Here is a 20,905-nt window from a genome sequence, read left to right on the forward strand (position 1 = left end):
ATTCGCCTCCTGGTCGGATGGAAAGCCGATGGACAGTGTAGCAGCGCCGGTTGCGGCCCGCACCGGGCGTTATCGACAAGATCGGGGGCCCCGGTTACCTTGGGCGATGATCCGGCCGGAGAGAAAGCCATGAGCGATACCGCAACCATCCAGCGCCCCTTTGCCCATTTAGCCGGGACGGGGGGGATGGTCCGGCTGGCCCTGGTCAACCTGCTGCTGTCGATCCTGACCTTGTCGCTCTACCGGTTCTGGGGCAAGACAAGGGTGCGCCGCCTGCTGTGGGGCGGCACCCAGGCCTGGAATGATCCGGTGGAATACACCGGCACCGGCAAGGAATTGTTCGTCGGCTTCCTGCTGGTCCTGGTCCTGATCTACCTGCCCATCGTCGCCGGCTTCGGCTGGGCGCAGGTTCTGGTCACCGCCGGAAACCCCCTGGGCGGGGCGGTGATTTCGGTGCTGTACCTGCTGACCGTGCTGCTGGTGTCGGTGGGGCTCTTTCGGGCGCGGCGCTACCAGTTGAGCCGCACCCGCTGGCGCGGCATCAAGGGCGGCCAGACCGGCTCGGGCTGGAGCTACGCGTTTCGTTCGCTGCTGGTGTGGGTCGCCGTGCCGCTCAGCCTGGGCTGGGCCTGGCCGGCCGGTGAGATGTGGCTGGCCCGTTACCGTTTCGGCAACACTACCTTCGGCGACACCCATCTGAAATGCGAGGCCACGGCGTCCGGTCTTTACGGCCGCTTCTTCCTGGTGTGGATCAGCGGGCTGGTGTTCGCGGTGGCGGCCATGGGGCTGGGCGGCGCAACCTTCACCATGGTTGAGCAGGGGGCGCTGGACGAGGCCGCCGCCGGGCTGTCCTTCACCCTGGTGATCATGGTGCTGGCGGTGCTGATCCTGGCCCTGCCCTGGGCGTGGTACCGGGCGGGCTTCTACCGCAACCTGGCGGCGGGCATCGAATTCGAGGGCAGCCGCTTTTCGGCCGACACGGGCGCGTGGCGGCTGATGCGTCTGGTGGCGGGCAACATGATCATCTCGCTGTTCAGCTTGGGGATTCTGCGCCCCTGGGCCTCGCTTCGCACCTTCCGCTACGCCTGCGCGGTCATCGGCGTCGAGGGCGAGCCCGATTTCGCCGCCGTGCATCGCTCGGCCGATGCCGGCCCCTCCACCGGCGAGGGGCTGGTGGCCGTCCTCGACGGAGCGGGCGAGTTTTGAACGGGCTGGAAGCCGACCGGCCGGGACGATTCAGCGACGGACGCAGCGCGGCGGCGCGCAAGGTGGTGGTGCGCGTGCTGACCACCGGCCTGGAGATCCGGGGGGTGGACGGTTTCCTCATCGCCGTGTGGAAGTCCGAGGACCTGCTGGCCGACGGCGAGTGGCCGGAAAAGCGCGGCGTGCGGCTGCGCTGTGCCTCCGAGCCCGACGCCCGGCTGGCGGTGGAGGATGCCTATGTCATCCGCGAGGTGCTGCCCCGGGCCGTCAGGCCGCCGCGGCCCCGGCGGATGGGATTGGTGCTGGCCTGCCTGCTGGGGGCGGGGGTGCTGGCCGGCCTGCTGATCGGGCTGGCGCCCATGTCCAAGTTGCTGGCCCATCTGGTGCCCGCCGGGCTGGAGCGCCAGTGGGGCCAGTCCATCGCCGCCGGCCTGGAAGGCCAGATGACGCCTTGCGAGGGGCGCGAAGGGCTCCGGGTGCTGGACGCCCTGGCCCGGCGGCTGGCCGAGGCGCTGCCGCCGGAACGCCGTCAGGTCACGGTTCACGTGCTGCATTCTCGGGACGTCAACGCCCTGGCCCTGCCGGGCGGCGAGATCATCTTGTTCTCCGGCCTGATCGGCAAGGCCGAGGAGCCGGATGAACTGGCCGGAGTGCTGGCCCACGAGCTGACCCATATCGGCGAGCGCCACGTCAGCGCCGCCATGATCCGGGCCTTGGGCGTCGGCGTGTTCGCCACCATGATCACCGGCGACGCCTCGGGCCTGGTGGCCAGCGGTTTGGGCGCCGCGCTGGCCGGCGCCTATTCCCGCGAGGACGAAAGCGCCGCCGATCTGGGGGCGCTGGCCCTGCTGGAGGCGGCGGGCATCGGCTCGGACGGTCTCGCCCGCTTCTTCCGCCGCCTGGAAGTCATGGAGGGCGGGCGGACCCAGGCGCTGGCCTGGCTGGGCACCCATCCCGAATCGGGCCGCCGCGCGGCGGCCATCGAGGCGCGGCGGCTGCCCGCGCCCCGGCTGCCGGCCCTGTCCGATTCCGACTGGCAGGCGGTGAAGCGGGTCTGTTCCAAACCCAAGGCGTGATCCCCATGTAACCTTCCGAAGACGGGCGGCGAACCCGTCTTCGGAAGAGAGTGGTGGAGGAACCGACATGTTGATCAGATCCGGCGGCGGCTTGCGCGACTGCGACGTGACCGACAAGGCGCTGTGGCTGGACCGCCGGCGCTTTCTCGCCCTGGGCGCGGCGGGCGCCCTGGCGCTGTCCGGCCTTCCGGCCGAGGCGGGGCTTTCCACCGTCAAGGGGCCGTTTTCCACCGACGAGCCGCCGACGCCCATGAAGGACGTCACCACCTACAACAACTTCTACGAGCTGGGCGTGGACAAGTCCGATCCCGCCCAACTGGCGCCCAGCTATTTCGGCAAGACCAAGCCGTGGAGCGTCACCGTCGCCGGCGAATGCGCCAAGCCGGGCACGCTCGGCTACGAGGACCTGATCAATCCCCACAGGCTGGAGGAGCGCATCTACCGCCTGCGCTGCGTCGAGGCGTGGTCCATGGTCATTCCCTGGGTGGGCATCCCCCTGGCCGAGGTGCTGAAGCGCTTCGAGCCTAATTCCAAGGCCAAATACGTGGAGTTCACCACCCTGCAGGACCCCGAGCGCCTGCCCGGCCAGCGGACGCGGGTGATCGAGTGGCCCTATGTGGAGGGCCTGAGGATGGACGAGGCCATGCATCCGCTCGCCCTGCTGGCGGTCGGCCTCTATGGCGAGGAATTGCTGCCCCAGAACGGCGCGCCCATCCGTCTGGTGGTGCCGTGGAAGTACGGCTTCAAATCCATCAAGTCCATCGTGCGCATCCGCTTCAGCGAGACGCCGTCCAGGACCGCCTGGATGAAGGCGGCGCCGCGCGAATACGGCTTTTACGCCAACGTCAATCCGGCGGTGGACCATCCGCGCTGGAGCCAGGCCAACGAGCGGCGCATCGGCGAGTTCCGCCGGCGCCCGACTCTTCCCTTCAACGGCTACGCCGAGCAGGTGGCGTCGTTGTATGCCGGCATGGATCTGGCGGTGAACTACTGATGGACAAGCTGCTGCGCCAAGCCTGGGTCAAACCCTTGGTATTCCTTCTCTGCCTGCTGCCCTTGGCCCTGCTGGTCTGGCGCGGCACTTCCGGCGGGCTGGGGGCCAATCCCATCGAGGCCACCAACCGCACTCTCGGCGACTGGGCGCTGCGCTTCCTGCTGATCGCGCTTGCCGTGACGCCCGTGCGGCAACTGACCGGCTGGAATGCGCTGGGGCGCTGGCGGCGCATGCTGGGGCTGTTCGCCTTCACCTATGTGGTGCTGCATTTCAGCTCCTATGTGGGGCTCGACCAGTTCTTCGACTGGAACGCCATCGGCCGCGAGATCGTCAAGCGGCGCTACATCACGCTGGGCATGCTGGCGGTGGTGCTGCTGATCCCGCTCGCCGTCACCTCCACCGATTCCATGGTCCGGCGTCTGGGGGGGCGGCGCTGGCGGGCGCTGCACCGGCTGGTCTACGTCATTGCGCCTTTGGGCGTGACCCACCATTGGATGATGGTCAAGAAGGACATCACCGAGCCGGCCATCCACGCCGCCATCCTGGCCGTGCTGCTCGGCTGGCGGCTGGCGGCCTGGGCGCGGCTGCGGCATACTGGCCCGGCCTCCACTTCCAGGGCTGCCCCATGTTCCGCGCCGCAATCGTCCTCGCCCTCGTCCTGACTCCGGTCGCCGCCTTGGCGGCCAAGCCCAAGAAGTGCTTTTCCACGACCGAGATCAAGGCCGAGCAGGAAGTGCGCCAGGGCATCTTCCTGCGCGAGGCCGCCAACCGCTGCAACGAACGCCTGCTGCCGGGCGCCAGGGACCGCTGGCAGAAGATCGAGGGCGCCAACGGCGCCAAGTTCCGCTCGGCCGTGGACCGGCGCCAGAAGGCCTGGCAGCGGGAATTTCCCGACGACTGGAAGTACCAGATCAACTATGCCGACGGCCGGCTGGTCACCTATGCCCGCAACATCTCGCTGACCGAAGGCTTCTGCGACAATATCGACGACCTGCTGCAGACCATCGAGAAGCGCGGTTTCGCCGCCTTCACCAAGCTGTCCAAGGTGGTGCGCAACCAGGTGACCGACGACTACAAGGTCTGCCAGTAGGCGTCACACAACCGCTATCCCCGACTGTACCGAAACCTTGCTCCACCGGAGCCGGGTCGGCGGCGGCTGTTCTCCATTGCCCCTGGCGTATTCGAAAACGGTATACGCGCAATCGTATTTTGTGACTCCTCGCGGACAATGAAGATGTGTTACAGGCATGATGAGCTTGGATATTGCTTGAATTAAGAAGTATACGTGCTTTTGCCTATGGTCGTTGCGAAGTTATAGTCTGGTAAATATGTCGAATTGCCAGGTCTATATCTTAGTATGGCAGGTGAAGTGTTTTGTAATCCATATGGTTACTGTAGTTGCCTTGTGAAGGCATGTTTCAAGCGCTCCGACCACCTTCACGGACTTGGCCATCTCCTGGGGTCAGCCGAAACCACGAGGACACCATGCTGACAAGACTGGGTATCGCCACGCGTCTTCTGGCCGGCTTCGCCGTGCTGATCGTCATGATCGCCGGGCTGTCGGCCTTCGCCGTCCTGTCGGCCAGCGACATCGCCCAGATTGTCTCGACCAGCCGGCGCGCCAGCGACAACGCCCTGAAGCTGGAAAGCATCGAGCGCCACATCTACGAGGCCCGCTTCAACATGTGGGTCTATTTCGCCACCGACGACATCAGCCGCTATCAGCGCGCCAACGCCCTGGTCGGCGACCTGATCAAGGAAGTGGACAGCCTGGCCGCCACCACCACCATCGTTCCCGCCCGTCAGGCCCAGGTGAAGGAACTGGCCGGGCTGATCGCCGACTACAAGGTCCGGGTCGAGAAGATCAGCGACCTGAAGGCCCGCAAGGTGCCGTTCGACAATCCCGAATACGTGGAATCGAGGGTCAGCGCCGCCAAGATCAGCGCCGCCATCGACAAGATCGGCGATTCCCTGTCCCAGGGCTATCGCTCCACCGCCGACGAGAAGGCGGCCGAGGTGCATGACCGGATCGGCAATTTTGGAACCCTGTCCATGGTCATCGGCGTGGTCGCGCTGGTGGTCGGGCTGATCTTCGCGGTGACCATCGGCCGCGGCATCACCCGGCCCCTGGGCGGGCTGGTCGAGGCGGTGCGGCGTCTGGCGGCGGGCGACACCGCGCTGACCGTTCCGGGGGCCGAGCGTCTGGACGAGTTCGGGCCGCTGGCCAAGGCCCTGGACGGCTGGCGGGTCGGCCTGATCGCGGCGGCCGCCCGCGAGGCCGAGGAGCAGAAGGCCCTGGCCCAGCGCGAGGCCCGCCAGAAGGCCATCGAGACCGCCACCCAGCGCTTCGACGAATCCATCGAGGCCACCCTGGGGCGGGTCAAGGCGGCGGTGGAGGAGCTGCACGGCTCGGCCGACACCCTGTCGGCCAATGCCGAGCAGACCCAGCGTCAGAGCGGCGCCGTCTCGTCCGCCACCGACGAGGCCACCGCCAATGTGGGAACGGTGGCCTCGGCCAGCGCCCAGCTGTCCAGTTCCATCCACGAGATTTCCAGGCAGGTGCGTCAGTCCTCGGACATCGCCAAGGCCGCCGAAAGCGAGGCGGAGGAGGCCACCCGCAAGATTTCCGGCCTGGTGGAGGCCGCCCAGCGGATCGGCCACGTGGTCAACCTGATCAGTGACATCGCCAGCCAGACCAACCTGCTGGCCCTGAACGCCACCATCGAAAGCGCCCGGGCGGGCGAGGCGGGCAAGGGCTTCGCCGTGGTCGCCAACGAGGTCAAGCATCTGGCCGGGCAGACGGCGCGGGCCACCGACGAGATCACCCAGCAGATCGCCACGGTGCAGACCGAGACCCAATCGGCCGTGGCGGCCATCTCCGGCATCTCGGGGACCATCTCGCGCATCAACGAGCTGGCGACCATCATCGCCGGCGCGGTCGAGGAACAGGGCGCCGCCACGGCGGAAATCGCCCGCAACGTGGATCAGGCCAACGAGGGCACCCGCGAGGTGGCCAGCAACATCTCGGGCGTGGCCTTGGCGGCGTCGGAAACCGGGCGCATGGCCCAGGCGGTGTTCCAGTCGGCCAACGGCCTGCTGGAGGAAAGCGCCGCCCTGGAGCACGAGGTGCGCCAGTTCCTGGCCGACGTGCGCGCCGCTTAGAGGCCGCGCGTTAAATAAGACCCCCCCCTTTGCGTCATGGCCGGGCTCGACCCGGCCATCCACGTGGAGCGGTTCGCTACGGTGCCAGGTGGAGCCACGTGGATCCCCGGAACAAGTCCGGGCATGACGAGTGGAGAGAGTGTTTCCACCTGAAGCAGGCGAGCTTTAAGGCCATCCTGTGACCTCAAACGAAAACGCCCCGGCCTTGTCGGGCCGGGGCGCTTCGAACTTTCCTGACGGACTGGCTTAGCTCTGCGAGCCGCCGCCGGTCGAGGCCAGATACATCACCAGGCTGGTGAAGACGGCGGTCAGAGCCAAGCCCAGATAGACCGAGAAGCCCAGCGGGCTGTGGGCCGGGCTCGGATCGGCGACGCCGCCGAACAGGGCGCTGAGCACGGGAACGGCCAGATACAGAGCGATGACCAGCACGCCGGCCACGGTGAGACCCAGAACCTTCGGAAGGACGCCCATAACACGCTCCATGATTTGCGGTGCCGCCCCCTACGGGCCGCACGAATTGTCTAACCGGCCTTGAACGAGGCCGGTCCCCTCAGGCTGATCTACTACCAGATTTAGGGGCTTTGCGGAAGGTCCAATCAGACTATTTAAAAACTAGCCTGCGAAAACCCGGCCCCGCGAAATCGTCCTTTGTCTTTCCGGCCAAAGGCGGAGACACTTGTCGTCTCGACTGGCAGGAGGGGACTTGATGCCCGACGCGGCAAGACTGATCCGTCCCGGCGACGCCGATTCCATCGCCCGGGGACGCCACGGCGACCCCTTCGCCGTGCTGGGGCCCCACGGGGTGAAGGGCGGCACGGTGGTCCGCACCTTCCAGCCCCAGGCCGAGAGCGTTTTCATCCTGGCCGGCGGCGCCGCCACCGAGATGAAGCGGGTCCACGACGACGGCCTGTTCGCCGTCAAGCTGAAGGAGGCCGCGCCCTATCGTCTGCGGGTGGTGCGCCACGACGGCGCGGTCGAGGAGTTCGACGACCCCTATCGTTTCCCGCCGGTTCTGGGCGAGCTCGACCTGCATCTGCTGCGCGAGGGCACCCATCTGCGCACTTTCGAGAAGCTGGGCGCCCAGGTGCGCACAGTGGATGGCGTGGACGGCGTGGAATTCGCCGTGTGGGCCCCCAACGCGTCGCGGGTCTCGGTGGTGGGCGACTTCAACCTCTGGGACGGGCGGCGCCATCCCATGCGGCTGCGCCACGAGGCCGGGTTGTGGGAGATCTTCATTCCCGGCCTGGGCCAGGGCACGCTTTACAAATACGAGATCGTCGCCGCCGACGGGCGTCTGCTGCCCTTGAAGGCCGATCCCTACGGCCATTTCGCCGAAGTGCCGCCCAAGACCGCCTCGGTGGTGTGGGAGATGGGCCGCCGCGACTGGGCCGACGGCGAGTGGATGGCGGCGCAAAGGGCGCGCAACGACCGCCATGCCCCGGTCAGCATCTACGAGGTGCATCTGGGCTCGTGGAAGCGGGTGCCCGAGGACTGGAACCGCCCGCTCTCCTATCTGGAACTGGCCGACCAGCTGGGCGATTACGTCGCCGATCTGGGCTTCACCCATGTGGAGTTCCTGCCGGTTCACGAGCATCCCTTCGGCGGCTCGTGGGGCTATCAGCCGGTGGGGCTGTTCGCGCCCACCTCGCGCTACGGCACGCCGGACGAGTTCCGCACCCTGGTGGAGCGCCTGCACCAGAAGGGCATCGGAGTGATCGTCGACTGGGTGGCCGGGCACTTCCCCAACGATCCCCACGGCCTGCACCATTTCGACGGGACCCATCTGTACGAGCACGAGGACCCGCGTCTGGGCGTGCACAAGGACTGGAACACCCAGATCTATAATTACGGCCGCACCGAGGTGGTGAACTACCTCTACGCCAACGCATTGTACTGGCTGGAGCAGTATCACGTGGACGGCCTGCGCGTGGACGCGGTGGCCTCCATGCTCTACCTCGACTACTCGCGCCAGCCGGGCGAATGGATTCCCAACCGCCACGGCGGCAACGAGAACCTGGAGGCCATCGACTTCCTGCGCCGCATGAATCAGGTGGTCTATGCCGAGCATCCCGGAGCCATGACCATCGCCGAGGAATCCACCGCCTGGCCCATGGTGTCGCGCCCCGTCCATCTGGGCGGGCTGGGCTTCGGCTTCAAGTGGAACATGGGCTGGATGCACGACACGCTGCGCTACTTCTCCAAGGACCCCATCCACCGCCGCTATCACCACGACAGCCTGACCTTCGCCCAGCTCTATGCCTATCACGAGAATTTCGTGCTGCCGCTGTCCCATGACGAGGTGGTCCACGGCAAGGGCTCCATCTTCGGCCGCATGCCGGGCGATCCCTGGCAGCGCTTCGCCAATTTGCGGGCCTATTACGCCTTCATGTGGACCCAGCCGGGCAAGAAGCTGCTGTTCATGGGCTCGGAATTCGCCCAGGAGCGCGAATGGAACGAGGATGCCAGCCTGGACTGGCACCTGTTGGGCGACGGGCGGCACGAGGGGGTAAGGCGGCTGATCCGCGACCTGAACCGCCTCTACCGCACCGAACCGGCGCTGCACCAGTTGGACAACGAGCAGGCGGGCTTCGCCTGGATCGACTGCAACGACCGCGACAATTCGGTGCTGACCTGGCTGCGCAAGGGCTTTGATCCGGGCGACTTCCTGGTGGTGGCGGGCAACTACACCCCCATGGTGCGGGAATCCTACCGCGTCGGCGTGCCCGAGCCCGGCTGGTACCGCGAGCTGCTCAACACCGATTCCGAATGGTATGGCGGCGCCAACATCCACAATTCTGGCGGCGTCCAGGCGGAAGAGGTTCCCTGGCACGGCCATAACTGGTCCGTTTGCCTGCGCCTGCCGCCGCTCGCCACCTGCGTGTTCAAGCGGGAGCGGTGATGGGCGACGGGCGCTTTACCCGGCGCGGAATCTAAATTACCTTTAAAGGTAATCTTGTTCGAAGGGTGCCCCATGGATATCGTCAAGGATATTCAACCGCTGACGACCTTCCGCAACCACTCGGCGGAGTTTCTCAGCCATATCCGGGAGACCGGCCGCCCGCTGGTCCTGACGGTCAACGGCAAGGCGGCGGCCGTCTTGCAGGATGCCGAGGCCTATCAGCGTTTGCTCGACATGGCCGCCTCGGCCAATGCCGCCGAGGGAATCCGCCAGGGCCGCGAGGACGTCGCCGCCGGCCGGACAATGGGAGCTGCCGAGGCCTTCGCCATGCTGCGGGCCGAGCATGACATACCGCGTTGAGTTGTCGGCGCGGGCCATCCGTGACCTGCGCCAGCTCTATCAGGCTATTGCCGCCCGCCATGTTCCCGCGGCGGCCACTTGGTTCAACGGCCTCGAGGCCAAGCTCGCCAATCTGGCCCGGCTTCCCCGCCGGGGCGGGGTGGTTCCGGAAGATGGGAGGCTACGGCAATTGCTTTACGGGCGGCGGCCGCATGTGTACCGGATCATCTATCAAATCGACGAGGGCAACCGGATCGTGTCCGTTCTGCACATTCGCCACGGTGCCCGTGACGTCATGGCGGGCGAGGACTGAATGACCGCGCGCCGCCGCATCCTGCCCGGCCTTCCTTATCCCCTGGGGGCGACCTGGGATGGCAATGGCGTGAACTTCGCGCTGTTCTCGGCCCATGCCGAGAGGGTGGAGCTGTGCCTGTTCGACCGGCGCGGCCTGCGCGAGGTCGAGCGTATCACCCTTCCCGAATACACCGACGAGGTCTGGCACGGCTATCTGCCCGATTGCCGCCCCGGCCAGCTTTACGGCTACCGCGTCCACGGCCCCTACGATCCCAACGAGGGGCATCGCTTCAACGCCCACAAGCTGCTGATCGACCCCTACGCCAAGGCGCTGGTGGGCGGTTTCGAGTGGTCGGACACCCATTTCGGCTTTCGCCCCGGAACGCCCAAGCTGGACCTGATCGCGGATCGGCGCGACAACGCCCGCTTCATGCCCAAGTGCCGGGTGCTGGACACCGCGTTTACCTGGGGCAACGACCGTCGCCCCAACGTGCCTTGGCCCGAGACCATCGTCTACGAGGCCCATGTGCGCGGCATGACCATGAAGCATCCCGGCGTGGTCAACGGCATGCGCGGCACCTTCCTGGGCCTGACCCAGCCGGGCGTCATCGACCATCTGCGACGCCTGGGCGTGACCACCCTGCAATTGCTGCCCATCCACGCCATGATCGACGAGAAGCATCTGGCCGAGAAGGGCTTGCGCAACTACTGGGGCTACAATTCCATCGGCTTCTTCGCCGCTGATCCGCGCACCTATTCGGCCAGCCCGCACGGCGATTTCAAGACCATGGTGGCCCGCCTGCACGATGTGGGCATCGAGGTGATCCTCGACGTGGTCTACAACCACACCGCCGAGGGCAACCACCTGGGGCCGACCCTGTCGTTCCGGGGCATCGACAACCTCAGCTATTACCGCCTGGGGCCCGACGGCAAGCGCTGGTACGAGAACTATTCGGGCTGCGGCAACACGCTCAACCTCGCCCATCCCCGCGTGCTGCAGATGGTGATGGATTCGCTCCGCTATTGGGCCGAGGAAATGCACGTGGACGGCTTCCGCTTCGATCTGGCGGCCTCGCTGGTGCGCGGCAAGGGGGGCTTCGACCACACGTCGGGCTTCCTCGACGCGGTGCGCCAGGATCCGGTTCTGTCCAAATTGAAGCTGATCGCCGAGCCCTGGGATTTGGGCGGAGACGGCTACCGGGTAGGGCGCTTTCCCCCCGGCTGGTCGGAATGGAACGGCCGCTACCGCGACACGGTGCGCCGCTTCTGGACCGGCGAGGGCGGGCTGATCGGCGATCTGGCCTCGCGGCTGACCGGCTCCTCCGACATCTTCGGCTGGGGCGGGCGCAGGCCGTGGGCCAGCCTCAACTTCGTCACCTGCCACGACGGTTTCACCCTGGCGGATCTGGTCACTTTTGAGCGCAAGCACAACGAGGCCAACCTCGAGGGCAACAAGGACGGCACCGACGCCAATTACGCCTGGAATTGCGGCCACGAAGGCCCGTCGCCCTACCCCGAGATCCGGGAATTGCGGGCGCGGCAATGCCGCAACCTGCTGGTCACCCTGCTGTTGTCCCAAGGAGTGCCCATGCTGCTGGCCGGCGACGAGATGGGCCGCAGCCAGCGGGGCAACAACAATGCCTATTGCCAGGACAACGAGATCGGCTGGTTGGACTGGGGACAGGTGGACGAGGACCTGCTGGCCTTCGTCCAGCGGCTGATCCGCCTGCGCCAGGACCATCCGGTGTTCCGCCGTCCGCGCTTCTTCGAAGGCAAGCGGCTGCCCAACTCGCCCTTGAAGGACATCGTGTGGGTCACGCCCGAGGGCCGCGAGATGGGCCACGGCGACTGGACCACGCCCTTCGCCCGCTCTCTGGGCTTCGTGCTGGGCGGCGAATCCTGCGCCGTGGACAATCTGACGGGCCGCGAAGAGATGGACGACACCTTCCTGGTGCTGCTCAACGCCTATCACGAGGCGGTGCCCTATGTGTTGCCGCCGCCCAGCCTGGGCCGCTCGTGGGAGCTGGTGCTCGACACCTTTGATCCGGCGGGGCGCCAGTCGGGCACCCATTGGGCGGCGGGGATCACCTATCCGCTGGGCAGCCGCTCGGTGGCGGTGCTGCGGCGCTCGGGCGGCGTGCGGGGCGTCCAGAGGGACCAAAGTGAAGAGGAATGCAAGGCATGAGCGGAAGTGACGCCCTGGACCGTCTGGCGCGGTTGGCGGGCATCGAGGACGGCTGGTGGGATTTCTTTGGGCAGTGGCGCGTGGTGCCGCCCGAGACCAAGCGCGTCTTCCTGGCCGCCATGGGCCTGCCCGCCGACAGCGATGAACAGGTCCGCGCCAGCCTCAAGGATTTGGAGACCCGTTCCTGGCGCCGGGCGCTGGAGCCGGTGCTGCTGGCCGACGAGCACGGGGCGCCGCCCTCCATCGCCGTCACCTTGGCCGCCGATTCCGACGACATCCCCCATTCCTGGGTGCTGGAGGAGGAACTGGGCATCAGCCACAGCGGCGGTTTCATTCCCTACGAGTTGCGCTGGGGCGAGGAGTATCAGCTGGACGGAAGGCTGATCCATCGCCGCTGGCTGGACCTGCCCGCTTTGCCGCCCGCGGGTTACCACCGCCTGACCTTGTCGGGCCCCAATGGCGTCCTGGCCGAGATGGCACTGATCGTCACCCCGCCCAGGGCCTTCGTGCCGGAGGCGGTGGAGCAGGGGGCGGGATGCTGGGGCATCGCCACCCAGATTTATTCTCTGCGCTCCGAGCGGGACTGGGGGGTGGGCAATTACGGCAATCTGGCCGAGCTGGCCGAGGGCGCGGCGCGGGCCGGGGCGGCCGCAATCGGCATCAACCCGCTGCACGCCTTGTTTCCCGCCGATCCCGAGCGGTTCAGCCCCTATTCGCCATCGTCGCGGCGCTTCCTCAACATCGGCTATATCGACGTCGAGGCCATCCCCGAGTTCCGCGAGTGCCTGGAAGCCAAGCGCATGTTCGCCTCGCCCGGCTATCAGGCGACGCTCGCCCGGTTGCGCGGCTATTCCCTGATCGAGTACCCGGACGTCATGCGTCTGGCCCGGCCCATGCTGGACGTGCTGTACCGCTGGTTCCGCCGCACCTCCATGGGTGACGACAATCCGCGTGGCCAGGCGTTCCGCGCCTTCCAGGCGAGGGACGGCGAGGCGGGGCGGCTTTTCGCCACGTTCGAGGCGCTGCACGACAAATTCACGCGCGACGGCAATTCCTATTGGCGGCAGTGGCCCGAGGCGTACCGCCGGCCCGATTCGCCCGCCATTGCCGATTTCATCCTGGAACACGTGGAGCAGGTGGAGTTCTTCCAGTGGCTCCAGTTCATCGCCGACGAGCAGTTGGCCGAGGCCCAGCGCCGGGGCCGTGACGCCGGCGCCGCCATCGGCCTTTACCGCGATCTGGCCGTCGGCATCGCCGGCGACGGCGCTGAGGCCTGGGCGCAGCAGGATTCCTTGGCGCTTGGCGTCTCGGTCGGCGCGCCGCCCGATCCGCTGGCGCTCAAAGGCCAGGATTGGGGGCTGGTGCCGTTCAATCCCATCACGCTGCGCGAACATTTCTACGCCCCCTTCATCGAGGTGATGGCAGCCAACATGCGCCATGCCGGGGCGTTGCGCCTGGACCACGCCATGAGTCTGGCGCGGCTCTACTGGGTGCCGCCGGGCCAGCCCGCCGACCAGGGGGCCTATGTGCGCTATCCGGCCGAGGACCTGTTCCGGCTGGTGGCGCTGGAAAGCCGGCGCAACCGCTGCCTGGTGATCGGCGAGGATCTGGGCACCGTTCCTGACGGTTTCCGCGAGCGTATGGACCGCATGGGCATCTTCGCCTACCGGGTGATGGTGTTCGAGAAGACCAAGGAGGGGGGCTTCCGCGCTCCCGGCCAGTTCGACGCCCAGGCCCTGGCCATCGCCGCCACCCATGACCTGCCGTCCTTGCGCGGCTGGTGGGCGGGCAAGGACATCGACCGGCGGGAAAAGCTCGACCTCTATCCCCGCGAGGGTCAGGCGGCCGAGGAACGGGCGGCGCGCGCCGCCGACCGTGCCGCCCTGGCCGCCGCCCTGGTGGGGGAAGGGTTGCTGGCCGCCGATTTCCCGGTCACGCCGGCGCTTGCCGACGCCCAGGCGGTGGCCCTGGCCACCGCCGTCCATGCCTATCTGGGGCGCTCGGCGTCAAAGCTGATGATGGTGCAGATGGAGGACGCCCTGGGCCTGGACACCCAGATGAACCTGCCCGGCACCACCACCCAGCATCCCAACTGGCGCCTGCGCTACAAGGCCGACACCGCCCAAATCCTGGCCGACAGGCGGATGCTGGCGACGGCGGAGGGGTTGAGAGAGGCGGGGCGCTGATCCCTCAGCTTTCCACCGTCGCCGCCACGATGCGCCGCACCACCGGCAGGATCATCAGGATGGCCGGATAGGCCACCGCCCAGGAGATCATCCAGGCGGTGGGCCAGACCTCGACGAATCCGGAATCGAAGCCGCGCGAGCGCAGCACGCTGATGGCCGAGACCACGCAGGTCATCAGCATGGTGAGCACCAGGGGCTGGACCAGCCCGGCATAGTGCTTGGGAAGCTTCTTCAGTCGCATCTTACGGCACGGTCCGTGGAATATGCATGCGGGGCGCAGCTTATTCGGTCGGCGCGGGGCGCGTCAATCTGCTCGCTGGGTGGTTGAACTTCCGTAGCGTACGACAAAATTCATAATGAATGTCCTGGCCGCCGGTATGACCGGCCTTGCCCGCGTTCCCTTTTCATGGCGGAATGACGATGGATGGAACTGGCGGGAAGACCGGCATGAAGAAGGCGAAGCCCCCGGTGGTGCGGTTGCTGGCCGACGATGTGGAAAGCGTCAAGGAGGCCATCAGCAGCCATCTGCTCTACACGGTCGGCAAGGAACCCATCAACGCCACGGCGCGTGACTGGTTCATGGCCGCCGCCCACGCGGTGCGCGACCGGGTGACCGAGCACTGGATGCCCACGCTGAACCGCTATTACCGGGAAGATTCCAAGCGGGTCTACTACCTGTCCATGGAGTTCCTGATCGGCCGCACCCTGGTCAACAGCCTGATCAACCTGGGGCTCTACGACACGGTGCGCCAGGCCATCGCCGAGCTGGGCCAGGATTTCGAGGAACTGGCCGCCTGGGAGGTGGAAGCCGCGCTGGGCAATGGCGGCCTGGGGCGTCTGGCCGCCTGCCTGCTGGATTCCATGGCCACCATCGGGGTGGCGGGCTTCGGCTACGGCATCCGCTACGATTACGGCATGTTCACCCAGCACGTGGACAACGGCTGGCAGGTGGAAAGCCCGGAAAACTGGCTGCGCTACGGCAATCCCTGGGAATTTCCCCGCCCCGGCGTGATCTTCCCCGTCCGCTTCGGCGGCCGCGTCATTCATTTCCGCGACGTTCTGGGCCACACCCGCTCGCAATGGGTGGACGCCGAGGAAGTGATGGCCATGGCCTTCGACGTGCCGGTTCCCGGCTACGGCGGCAAGGTGGTCAACAACCTGCGCCTGTGGTCTGCCAAGTCGACCCGCGAGTTCGACCTGAAATACTTCAACGCCGGCAATTACATCGAGGCGGTGAGGGACAAGAACGAATCCGAGACCCTGTCCAAGGTGCTCTACCCCTCCGACATGACCGATCGGGGCAAGGAGCTGCGCTTCAAGCAGGAATACTTCTTCGTCGCCGCCTCCATCCAGGACATCCTGGCCCGGTTTAGGAAAAGCCATTCCGACTGGACCCTGCTGCCCGACAAGGTGGCCATCCAGCTCAACGACACCCACCCCGCTTTGGTGGTGGCCGAACTGATGCGGGTGCTGGTGGACGAGCACCAGATCGAGTGGTCCAAGGCCTGGGACCTGGTGCGGGGCTGCTGCGCCTACACCAACCACACCCTGCTGCCCGAGGCGCTGGAGACCTGGTCCACCGATCTGTTCGAGCGGGTGCTGCCGCGCCACCTGGAAATCGTCTACGCCCTTAATCACGAATTCCTGCAAAGCGTGCGCTATCGCCATCCCGGCGATTCCGAGCTGCTGCGCCGCGTCTCGCTGATCGCCGAAGGCGCCGAGCGCCGGGTGCGCATGGGCCATCTGGCGGTGATCGGCAGCCACAAGGTCAACGGCGTCGCCGCCATCCATACCGGCCTGATGAAGAGCACCATCTTCTCGGACTTCGAACACCTGTCGCCCGGCAAGATCACCAACAAGACCAACGGCGTGACGCCGAGGCGCTGGCTGTTGGCCGCCAATCCCGCGCTGTCTTCGCTGATCACCTCCAAGATCGGCGACGGCTGGATTACCGATCTCGACCTTTTGCACAAGCTGGAGCCCCTGGCCGACGACCCGGCCTTCCGCCAGGCCTTCGCCGCCGTCAAGCGGGCCAACAAGGAGCGCCTGGCCTCCATGCTGTCGCTTCGCCTGGGCGTCGAGGTGGACGTGGATTCCCTGTTCGACGTCCAGGTCAAGCGCATCCACGAATACAAGCGCCAGCTCCTGAACATCCTGCACGTCATCACCCGCTATGGCCGCATCCGCTCCAACCCGCTGCTCAATCCGGTGCCACGCACCGTGATCATCGGCGGCAAGGCGGCGCCGGGCTATCACGTGGCCAAGCTGATCATCAAGCTGGTCAACGATGTGGCCGAGGTGATCAACAACGACCCCCTGGTGGGCGGCAAGCTGAAGCTGGTCTTCGTGCCCAATTACAACGTATCCACCGCCGAACTGGTGATGCCCGCCGCCGACCTGTCCGAGCAGATCTCCACCGCCGGCACCGAGGCGTCGGGCACCGGCAACATGAAGATGAGCATGAACGGGGCGCTGACCATCGGCACCTGGGACGGCGCCAACGTGGAAATCTGCGAGGAGGTGGGCGAGGAGAACATGTTCCTGTTCGGCCTGTCGGCCCAGGAAGTGGCGCGCCGCCGGGTGGACGGCTACGATTCGAAAGCCGCGGTGAAGGCCGATCCCGACCTGTCCTGGGCGCTGGAGATGATCGCCGGCGGCTTCTTCTCGCCCGACCAGCCCGACCGCTTCCATCAACTGGTGGACATCCTGACCACCGGCGGCGACCACTACCTGCTGTCGGCGGATTTCCCGCTCTACATGGCGGCGCAGGAACGCGTCGACCAGACCTATCGTGACCCGGAGGATTGGACGCGCAAGGCCATCCTCAACGTGGCGCGCATGGGCAAGTTCTCGTCCGACCGAACGGTGGCCGAATACGCCCGGGAAATCTGGGGAGCGTTGTAGGCGGCGGGCATCCTGCCCGCCCCCGCCCCCGGCCTGGGAATGCCGTCAGCGGACGGTCCAGAAGGAATTGTCGGGCTGCTGCTGCGAGGCGACCAGATCGCGCACCCGCTCCATGACCGCGGCGTCGGCGGCCTGCGCCTTGGCTGCGGGCGGCGGCGTGTCCACGGCAGGGGCCGGGGCAGGGGCGGCGGCGGGAGCCGGGGCGGCGGGGGCCGGAACCGCGGGCGCCTTGGCGGCGCCACGGGGAGCCGCCTTGGGGGCCTGGCCCCTGGGATAGGTGAATTCGGCGGCGCGGAGCGGCGCGACGTCCAGCGAGGTGGCGGGCTTGGCGCGGCTCAGGTTGTCCACTTCCAGGCGGCCCATGGCGGTCAGCAATTCATAGGACGCCTGGTACATGTCGTAATAGGCGCCGGTATAGTTGATCCGGGCCTCGTTGATGCGGGTCGCTTCGTCCAGCACCTCGGTGACGGTGGCCTTGCCGGCGTCCAGCTTCTTCTTGGTGGCTTCCCACACTTCCTCGGCCAGCACGGCGGCGTTTTCCAGCAGGTCCAGGCGCTGGCGGGCGGTCTGCAGCTTGTGCCAGGCGGTGCGGGCCTGCTCGGCGATCTTGCGGCTGGTGTGGAAGCGGTTGTCCTTGCTGGCGCCATGGTCCCATGACGCCTGGGCCACGGTGGCGTCGGTCTTGAAGCCGGAGAACATTTCCCAGCTGGCCACCAGCATCAGCGACCAGTCGCGGCGCACGCCGACGGTGGCGTTCTTGCCGTGCTCGTAATTGGCCTTGCCCACCAGGTCGAGGGTCGGCCAGTAGCCGGCCTCGGCGATATTGCGCTTGTCGTTGGTCAGGTCGATGGTGTTGGTCGCCGATTCCAGGGCCGGATTGTCCTTCTCGGCCACTTCCAGCGACTGGTCGACGGTCGAGGGGATCAGGTCCAGGGGCAGCGGCGGATCGGACAACGCCGCCACGTCGGGGGCATGGCCGAACACCTGGGTATATTTGGCGACGGCGGTGTGGAAGTCGCCCTCGTACTTGACGCGGCGCTCCTTTGCCACCTGCAGGCGCTGCTTGGCGGCCAGCACGTCCGAGGCGATGCCCGATCCCTTCTGGACGCGTTCGTCCTCCAGGTTCTGCTGCTCGGCCAGCCTGCGCTCGTTTTCGCGCGACAGCGCCACCAGCTTGGTGTTGCGCATGACGTCGAGATAGGCGATGGCGCCTTCCAGCAGGGCCGACTGGCGGGTGTTGCGCAGCTCGGATTCCGAGATGCGCCGGGAGGTCTTGGCCGAATCCACCGTCGAATCGGTGGCGAACCCGTCGAAAATCTTCTGGGTGACGGTAAGGCCGCTGGTGTTGCGCTTGTCGAGGAAGGCCTTGCCCTGGGTGCCGCGACGGTCGGGGCTGTCCACGTATTCGTGGCCCTGGTCGCCGGAGAGCTTCACCGTGGGCATGTATCCGGACCGGGCGCTGCGGATGCCCTCGTCGGCGGATTTGACACCCTTCATCTTGGCCTGGATCTGGGGATGGTTGGCGACGAGGTCGCGCATCTCGTCTTCCAGCGAGCCGGCGAACGCCGGCGTCCAGCAGCCGGCCAGGACGGTGCCGAGCAAAGCCCAGCGCTTGAAGGTGTGCGGCCGAATTATCGCTTCCCCCAGGAAATGCACGTCTCTGGTCCCCAATCTATGGCTCTGATATACACCGGATTATCTAGTTTGTGAATCGCCTTAAGCGCTAATAGACCTCAATATCGGGTGATGGCATGGCCGGCTTGGATGTGGAAGACGAGCGTTTCCTGACACGGCTGGCGGATCGGATGCCCGGCGACGCAGAGATCCTGGCGCGCCTGGCTGCGCTGCGGTTGCGCCAGGGGGCCGTGGACGTGGCCAGGACCCTGGCGGAGCGGGCGGTGGAACTGGCGCCGGGATTGGCCGAGGCCCATGCCGCGCTCGGTCAGGTCCAGGCCCGGAACCGGCAGATCGCCGAGGCGCGCGCCAGTCTGGAACGGGCGGTTCAACTGGATGCCGGGCTGGGCGTGGCCTGGATGCATCTGGGCGAGGTGCTGGCCCAGGCGCCGGACCAGATCCAGCCGGCGGTTGACGCATTGCGGCGCGCCTGCGGTCTGATGCCCCGCGATCCCCGGCCGCTGAACGCCCTGGCCAACGTTCTGATGGGATGCAAGCGCTACGATGACGCCGTCGCGTCCTATCGCTCCGCCACGGCGCTGGCCGTCGATCCCAACCCGGCGGACATGCTGAACAACATGGGCGTGGCGCTGGAGCGCCTGGAGCGGCGCGACGAGGCGGTGGCGATGATCCGTTCCGCCGCGCTGATCCGGCCGGATTCGCCTGCCATCCACGACAATCTGGGCAACGCCCTGCTGGGCACGGCGCGGGCCGAGGAGGCCGAAGCCTGCCATCGCAAGGCTCTGGCGCTGGGCGCCAGGGGAGCCGAGACGTGGAGCAACCTGGGCAACTCGCTGCATCGGCAGGGACGGCTGGACGAGGCGGATTCCGCCTATCGCCGCGCCATCCAGATCAATCCCGAGGGCGCCAAGTTCCACACCAATCTGGCGCTCAACCTCCTGCTTTCGGGGCGCATGGAGGAAGGGTGGAAGGAATACGAATGGCGCTGGCGCGACCATCCGAACCTGCCGTCCTATCTGATCGAGCGCGCCTGGAAAGGCGAGGCCTTGGCCCCCGACCTGCCCGCCGGCGGCACCTTGCTGCTGCAGGCCGAGCAGGGCTACGGCGACACGCTGCAATTCGTGCGTTACGCCCCGCTGCTCAAGTCTCGCGGCGTCACCCGGGTGGCGCTGGCCTGCCAGCCCGAACTGATCCGCCTGATGGAGACCGCCCCCGGCCTGGACTTGGTGGTGAGCGAGACGGCGGCCTTGCCGGCGTTCGACAGGGCGGTGACGCTGCTGTCGTTGCCGGGCCTGCTGGCCGGCCTGCCGGCTCCGCAGGACTTTCCCTATCTCGGCGTTCCCAAGGATGTGAAGGCGAAACTGCCCGATGGTCCCGCCGGAACGCTTAAGGTCGGTCTTGCCTGGGCCGGGCGGCCCACGCACGGAGACGACTGGAACCGTTCGATTCCCGCCCGCATGCTCGATCCCATTCTCGACGTTCCCGGCGTCACCTTCTATTCCCTTCAGCGCGGCGCGGTGGGGCCGCGGATCGGCAGGCCGCCGGCCGAGCGCCTGGTGGAGGCCGCCGATCTTTGCGCCGATTTCTGCGATACCGCCGCCATGCTCAAGGGGCTGGATCTGGTCATTTCGGTCGACACCGCCGTGGTGCATCTGGCCGGGGCCCTGGGCAAGCCCGTCTGGGTGCTGTTGCCGTCCGTGCCCGACTTCCGCTGGCGCATGGAGGGCGACGAGACCGAGTGGTATCCGGCCTTCCGGCTGTTCCGCCGCAAACCCCAGCAGGGGTGGGAGGTGCCCATCGCCCGCGTCGCCGAGGCCTTGCGGGCCCGGGTGACGGACGGAGCATCCTGAAGCGGGGCCGTGAAAAAGACCGTGCACGCAAAAGGCGTGCATAACGCGTAAAATGCTTGATGTATACAATCTCAGCATGCAATCTATCCCAATGCATCCGTTGCGTTGTTATTGCCTATGGCAAATGACATGCAATACGTGCATTTGGTTGCAATGGCGGCATGGGATTGGGTACGAA

16 protein-coding genes are annotated in these 20,905 nt (G+C 66.8%); 13 read left to right on the forward strand and 3 right to left on the reverse strand.

Annotation, left to right across the window (positions count from 1 at the left end; genetic code table 11):
• Positions 1-129 precede the first annotated feature (129 nt).
• The 6 genes from XM1_RS10100 to XM1_RS10125 all read left to right on the forward strand — a co-directional run bounded on the left by XM1_RS10100 (position 130) and on the right by XM1_RS10125 (position 6,435).
• Entirely contained in the window at positions 130-1,206 is a 1,077-nt protein-coding gene (locus XM1_RS10100; protein ID WP_082700439.1) for a YjgN family protein, read from the forward strand.
• Positions 1,203-2,279: a M48 family metallopeptidase gene (locus tag XM1_RS10105; protein WP_068433166.1), complete on the forward strand. Its 1,077-nt coding sequence runs from the start codon at positions 1,203-1,205 to the stop codon at positions 2,277-2,279. Before XM1_RS10100 ends, XM1_RS10105 begins: the two co-directional genes overlap by 4 nt.
• A 67-nt stretch (positions 2,280-2,346) precedes the next feature.
• Complete coding sequence (gene msrP, locus XM1_RS10110; protein WP_068433168.1) at positions 2,347-3,273, forward strand: protein-methionine-sulfoxide reductase catalytic subunit MsrP; 927 nt, start codon at positions 2,347-2,349, stop codon at positions 3,271-3,273.
• A complete protein-coding gene (locus tag XM1_RS10115; RefSeq protein WP_068433169.1) occupies positions 3,273-3,935 on the forward strand; it encodes a sulfite oxidase heme-binding subunit YedZ in 663 nt (220 codons plus the stop codon). Before msrP ends, XM1_RS10115 begins: the two co-directional genes overlap by 1 nt.
• A complete protein-coding gene (locus XM1_RS10120) occupies positions 3,899-4,363 on the forward strand; it encodes a hypothetical protein (protein ID WP_068433171.1) in 465 nt (154 codons plus the stop codon). Before XM1_RS10115 ends, XM1_RS10120 begins: the two co-directional genes overlap by 37 nt.
• A gap of 395 nt (positions 4,364-4,758) precedes the next feature.
• Positions 4,759-6,435, forward strand: a complete 1,677-nt coding sequence (locus XM1_RS10125) for a methyl-accepting chemotaxis protein (RefSeq protein WP_068433173.1) — start codon at positions 4,759-4,761, stop codon at positions 6,433-6,435.
• Positions 6,436-6,681: 246 nt separating this feature from the next.
• Here XM1_RS10125 and XM1_RS10130 read toward each other — a convergent pair whose 3' ends face one another.
• Positions 6,682-6,906: a hypothetical protein gene (locus XM1_RS10130; RefSeq protein ID WP_068433175.1), complete on the reverse strand. Its 225-nt coding sequence runs from the start codon at positions 6,904-6,906 to the stop codon at positions 6,682-6,684.
• 235 nt (positions 6,907-7,141) lie between these two features.
• Between XM1_RS10130 and glgB the strand changes: the two genes are divergently transcribed.
• From glgB to malQ, 5 genes are all read left to right on the forward strand, one after another.
• Positions 7,142-9,334 carry a 1,4-alpha-glucan branching protein GlgB gene (gene glgB / locus XM1_RS10135; protein WP_068433177.1) on the forward strand — a complete coding sequence of 731 codons (2,193 nt, stop codon included), beginning with the start codon at positions 7,142-7,144 and terminating at the stop codon, positions 9,332-9,334.
• 72 nt (positions 9,335-9,406) lie between these two features.
• Positions 9,407-9,694 carry a type II toxin-antitoxin system Phd/YefM family antitoxin gene (locus XM1_RS10140; protein ID WP_068433180.1) on the forward strand — a complete coding sequence of 96 codons (288 nt, stop codon included), beginning with the start codon at positions 9,407-9,409 and terminating at the stop codon, positions 9,692-9,694.
• Positions 9,678-9,986, forward strand: coding sequence for a type II toxin-antitoxin system RelE/ParE family toxin (locus tag XM1_RS10145; protein WP_068433182.1), 309 nt, complete (start codon positions 9,678-9,680; stop codon positions 9,984-9,986). Before XM1_RS10140 ends, XM1_RS10145 begins: the two co-directional genes overlap by 17 nt.
• Positions 9,987-12,152: a glycogen debranching protein GlgX gene (gene glgX, locus XM1_RS10150; RefSeq protein ID WP_068433184.1), complete on the forward strand. Its 2,166-nt coding sequence runs from the start codon at positions 9,987-9,989 to the stop codon at positions 12,150-12,152.
• Positions 12,149-14,338, forward strand: a complete 2,190-nt coding sequence (malQ, locus tag XM1_RS10155; RefSeq protein ID WP_068433186.1) for a 4-alpha-glucanotransferase — start codon at positions 12,149-12,151, stop codon at positions 14,336-14,338. Before glgX ends, malQ begins: the two co-directional genes overlap by 4 nt.
• A 4-nt stretch (positions 14,339-14,342) precedes the next feature.
• On the opposite strand, the gene XM1_RS10160 is transcribed toward malQ, so the two are convergent.
• Positions 14,343-14,579, reverse strand: coding sequence for a DUF2798 domain-containing protein (locus tag XM1_RS10160; RefSeq protein ID WP_068433188.1), 237 nt, complete (start codon positions 14,577-14,579; stop codon positions 14,343-14,345).
• A 206-nt stretch (positions 14,580-14,785) separates the two neighbouring features.
• On the opposite strand from XM1_RS10160, the gene XM1_RS10165 reads away from it, so the two are divergent.
• Positions 14,786-17,242: a glycogen/starch/alpha-glucan phosphorylase gene (locus tag XM1_RS10165; protein WP_068433190.1), complete on the forward strand. Its 2,457-nt coding sequence runs from the start codon at positions 14,786-14,788 to the stop codon at positions 17,240-17,242.
• A gap of 45 nt (positions 17,243-17,287) precedes the next feature.
• On the opposite strand, the gene XM1_RS10170 is transcribed toward XM1_RS10165, so the two are convergent.
• Positions 17,288-18,898 (reverse strand): TolC family outer membrane protein, encoded by a 1,611-nt coding sequence (locus XM1_RS10170; RefSeq protein ID WP_068433192.1) that lies wholly within the window; start codon positions 18,896-18,898, stop codon positions 17,288-17,290.
• A gap of 95 nt (positions 18,899-18,993) precedes the next feature.
• On the opposite strand from XM1_RS10170, the gene XM1_RS10175 reads away from it, so the two are divergent.
• Complete coding sequence (locus tag XM1_RS10175) at positions 18,994-20,727, forward strand: tetratricopeptide repeat protein (RefSeq protein ID WP_068433194.1); 1,734 nt, start codon at positions 18,994-18,996, stop codon at positions 20,725-20,727.
• Positions 20,728-20,905 lie beyond the last annotated feature (178 nt).

It is taken from the genome of Magnetospirillum sp. XM-1 (assembly GCF_001511835.1).
Taxonomy (GTDB): Bacteria; Pseudomonadota; Alphaproteobacteria; order Rhodospirillales; family Magnetospirillaceae; genus Phaeospirillum.

Coding starts and splice junctions, on each gene's coding strand:
- XM1_RS10100 (WP_082700439.1), top strand. CDS start 130: ATGAGCGATACCGCAACCATCCAGCGCCCCTTTGCCCATTTAGCCGGG.
- msrP (WP_068433168.1), top strand. CDS start 2,347: ATGTTGATCAGATCCGGCGGCGGCTTGCGCGACTGCGACGTGACCGAC.
- XM1_RS10115 (WP_068433169.1), top strand. CDS start 3,273: ATGGACAAGCTGCTGCGCCAAGCCTGGGTCAAACCCTTGGTATTCCTT.
- XM1_RS10120 (WP_068433171.1), top strand. CDS start 3,899: ATGTTCCGCGCCGCAATCGTCCTCGCCCTCGTCCTGACTCCGGTCGCC.
- XM1_RS10125 (WP_068433173.1), top strand. CDS start 4,759: ATGCTGACAAGACTGGGTATCGCCACGCGTCTTCTGGCCGGCTTCGCC.
- XM1_RS10130 (WP_068433175.1), bottom strand. CDS start 6,906: ATGGGCGTCCTTCCGAAGGTTCTGGGTCTCACCGTGGCCGGCGTGCTG.
- glgB (WP_068433177.1), top strand. CDS start 7,142: ATGCCCGACGCGGCAAGACTGATCCGTCCCGGCGACGCCGATTCCATC.
- XM1_RS10140 (WP_068433180.1), top strand. CDS start 9,407: ATGGATATCGTCAAGGATATTCAACCGCTGACGACCTTCCGCAACCAC.
- XM1_RS10145 (WP_068433182.1), top strand. CDS start 9,678: ATGACATACCGCGTTGAGTTGTCGGCGCGGGCCATCCGTGACCTGCGC.
- glgX (WP_068433184.1), top strand. CDS start 9,987: ATGACCGCGCGCCGCCGCATCCTGCCCGGCCTTCCTTATCCCCTGGGG.
- malQ (WP_068433186.1), top strand. CDS start 12,149: ATGAGCGGAAGTGACGCCCTGGACCGTCTGGCGCGGTTGGCGGGCATC.
- XM1_RS10160 (WP_068433188.1), bottom strand. CDS start 14,579: ATGCGACTGAAGAAGCTTCCCAAGCACTATGCCGGGCTGGTCCAGCCC.
- XM1_RS10165 (WP_068433190.1), top strand. CDS start 14,786: ATGAAGAAGGCGAAGCCCCCGGTGGTGCGGTTGCTGGCCGACGATGTG.
- XM1_RS10175 (WP_068433194.1), top strand. CDS start 18,994: ATGGCCGGCTTGGATGTGGAAGACGAGCGTTTCCTGACACGGCTGGCG.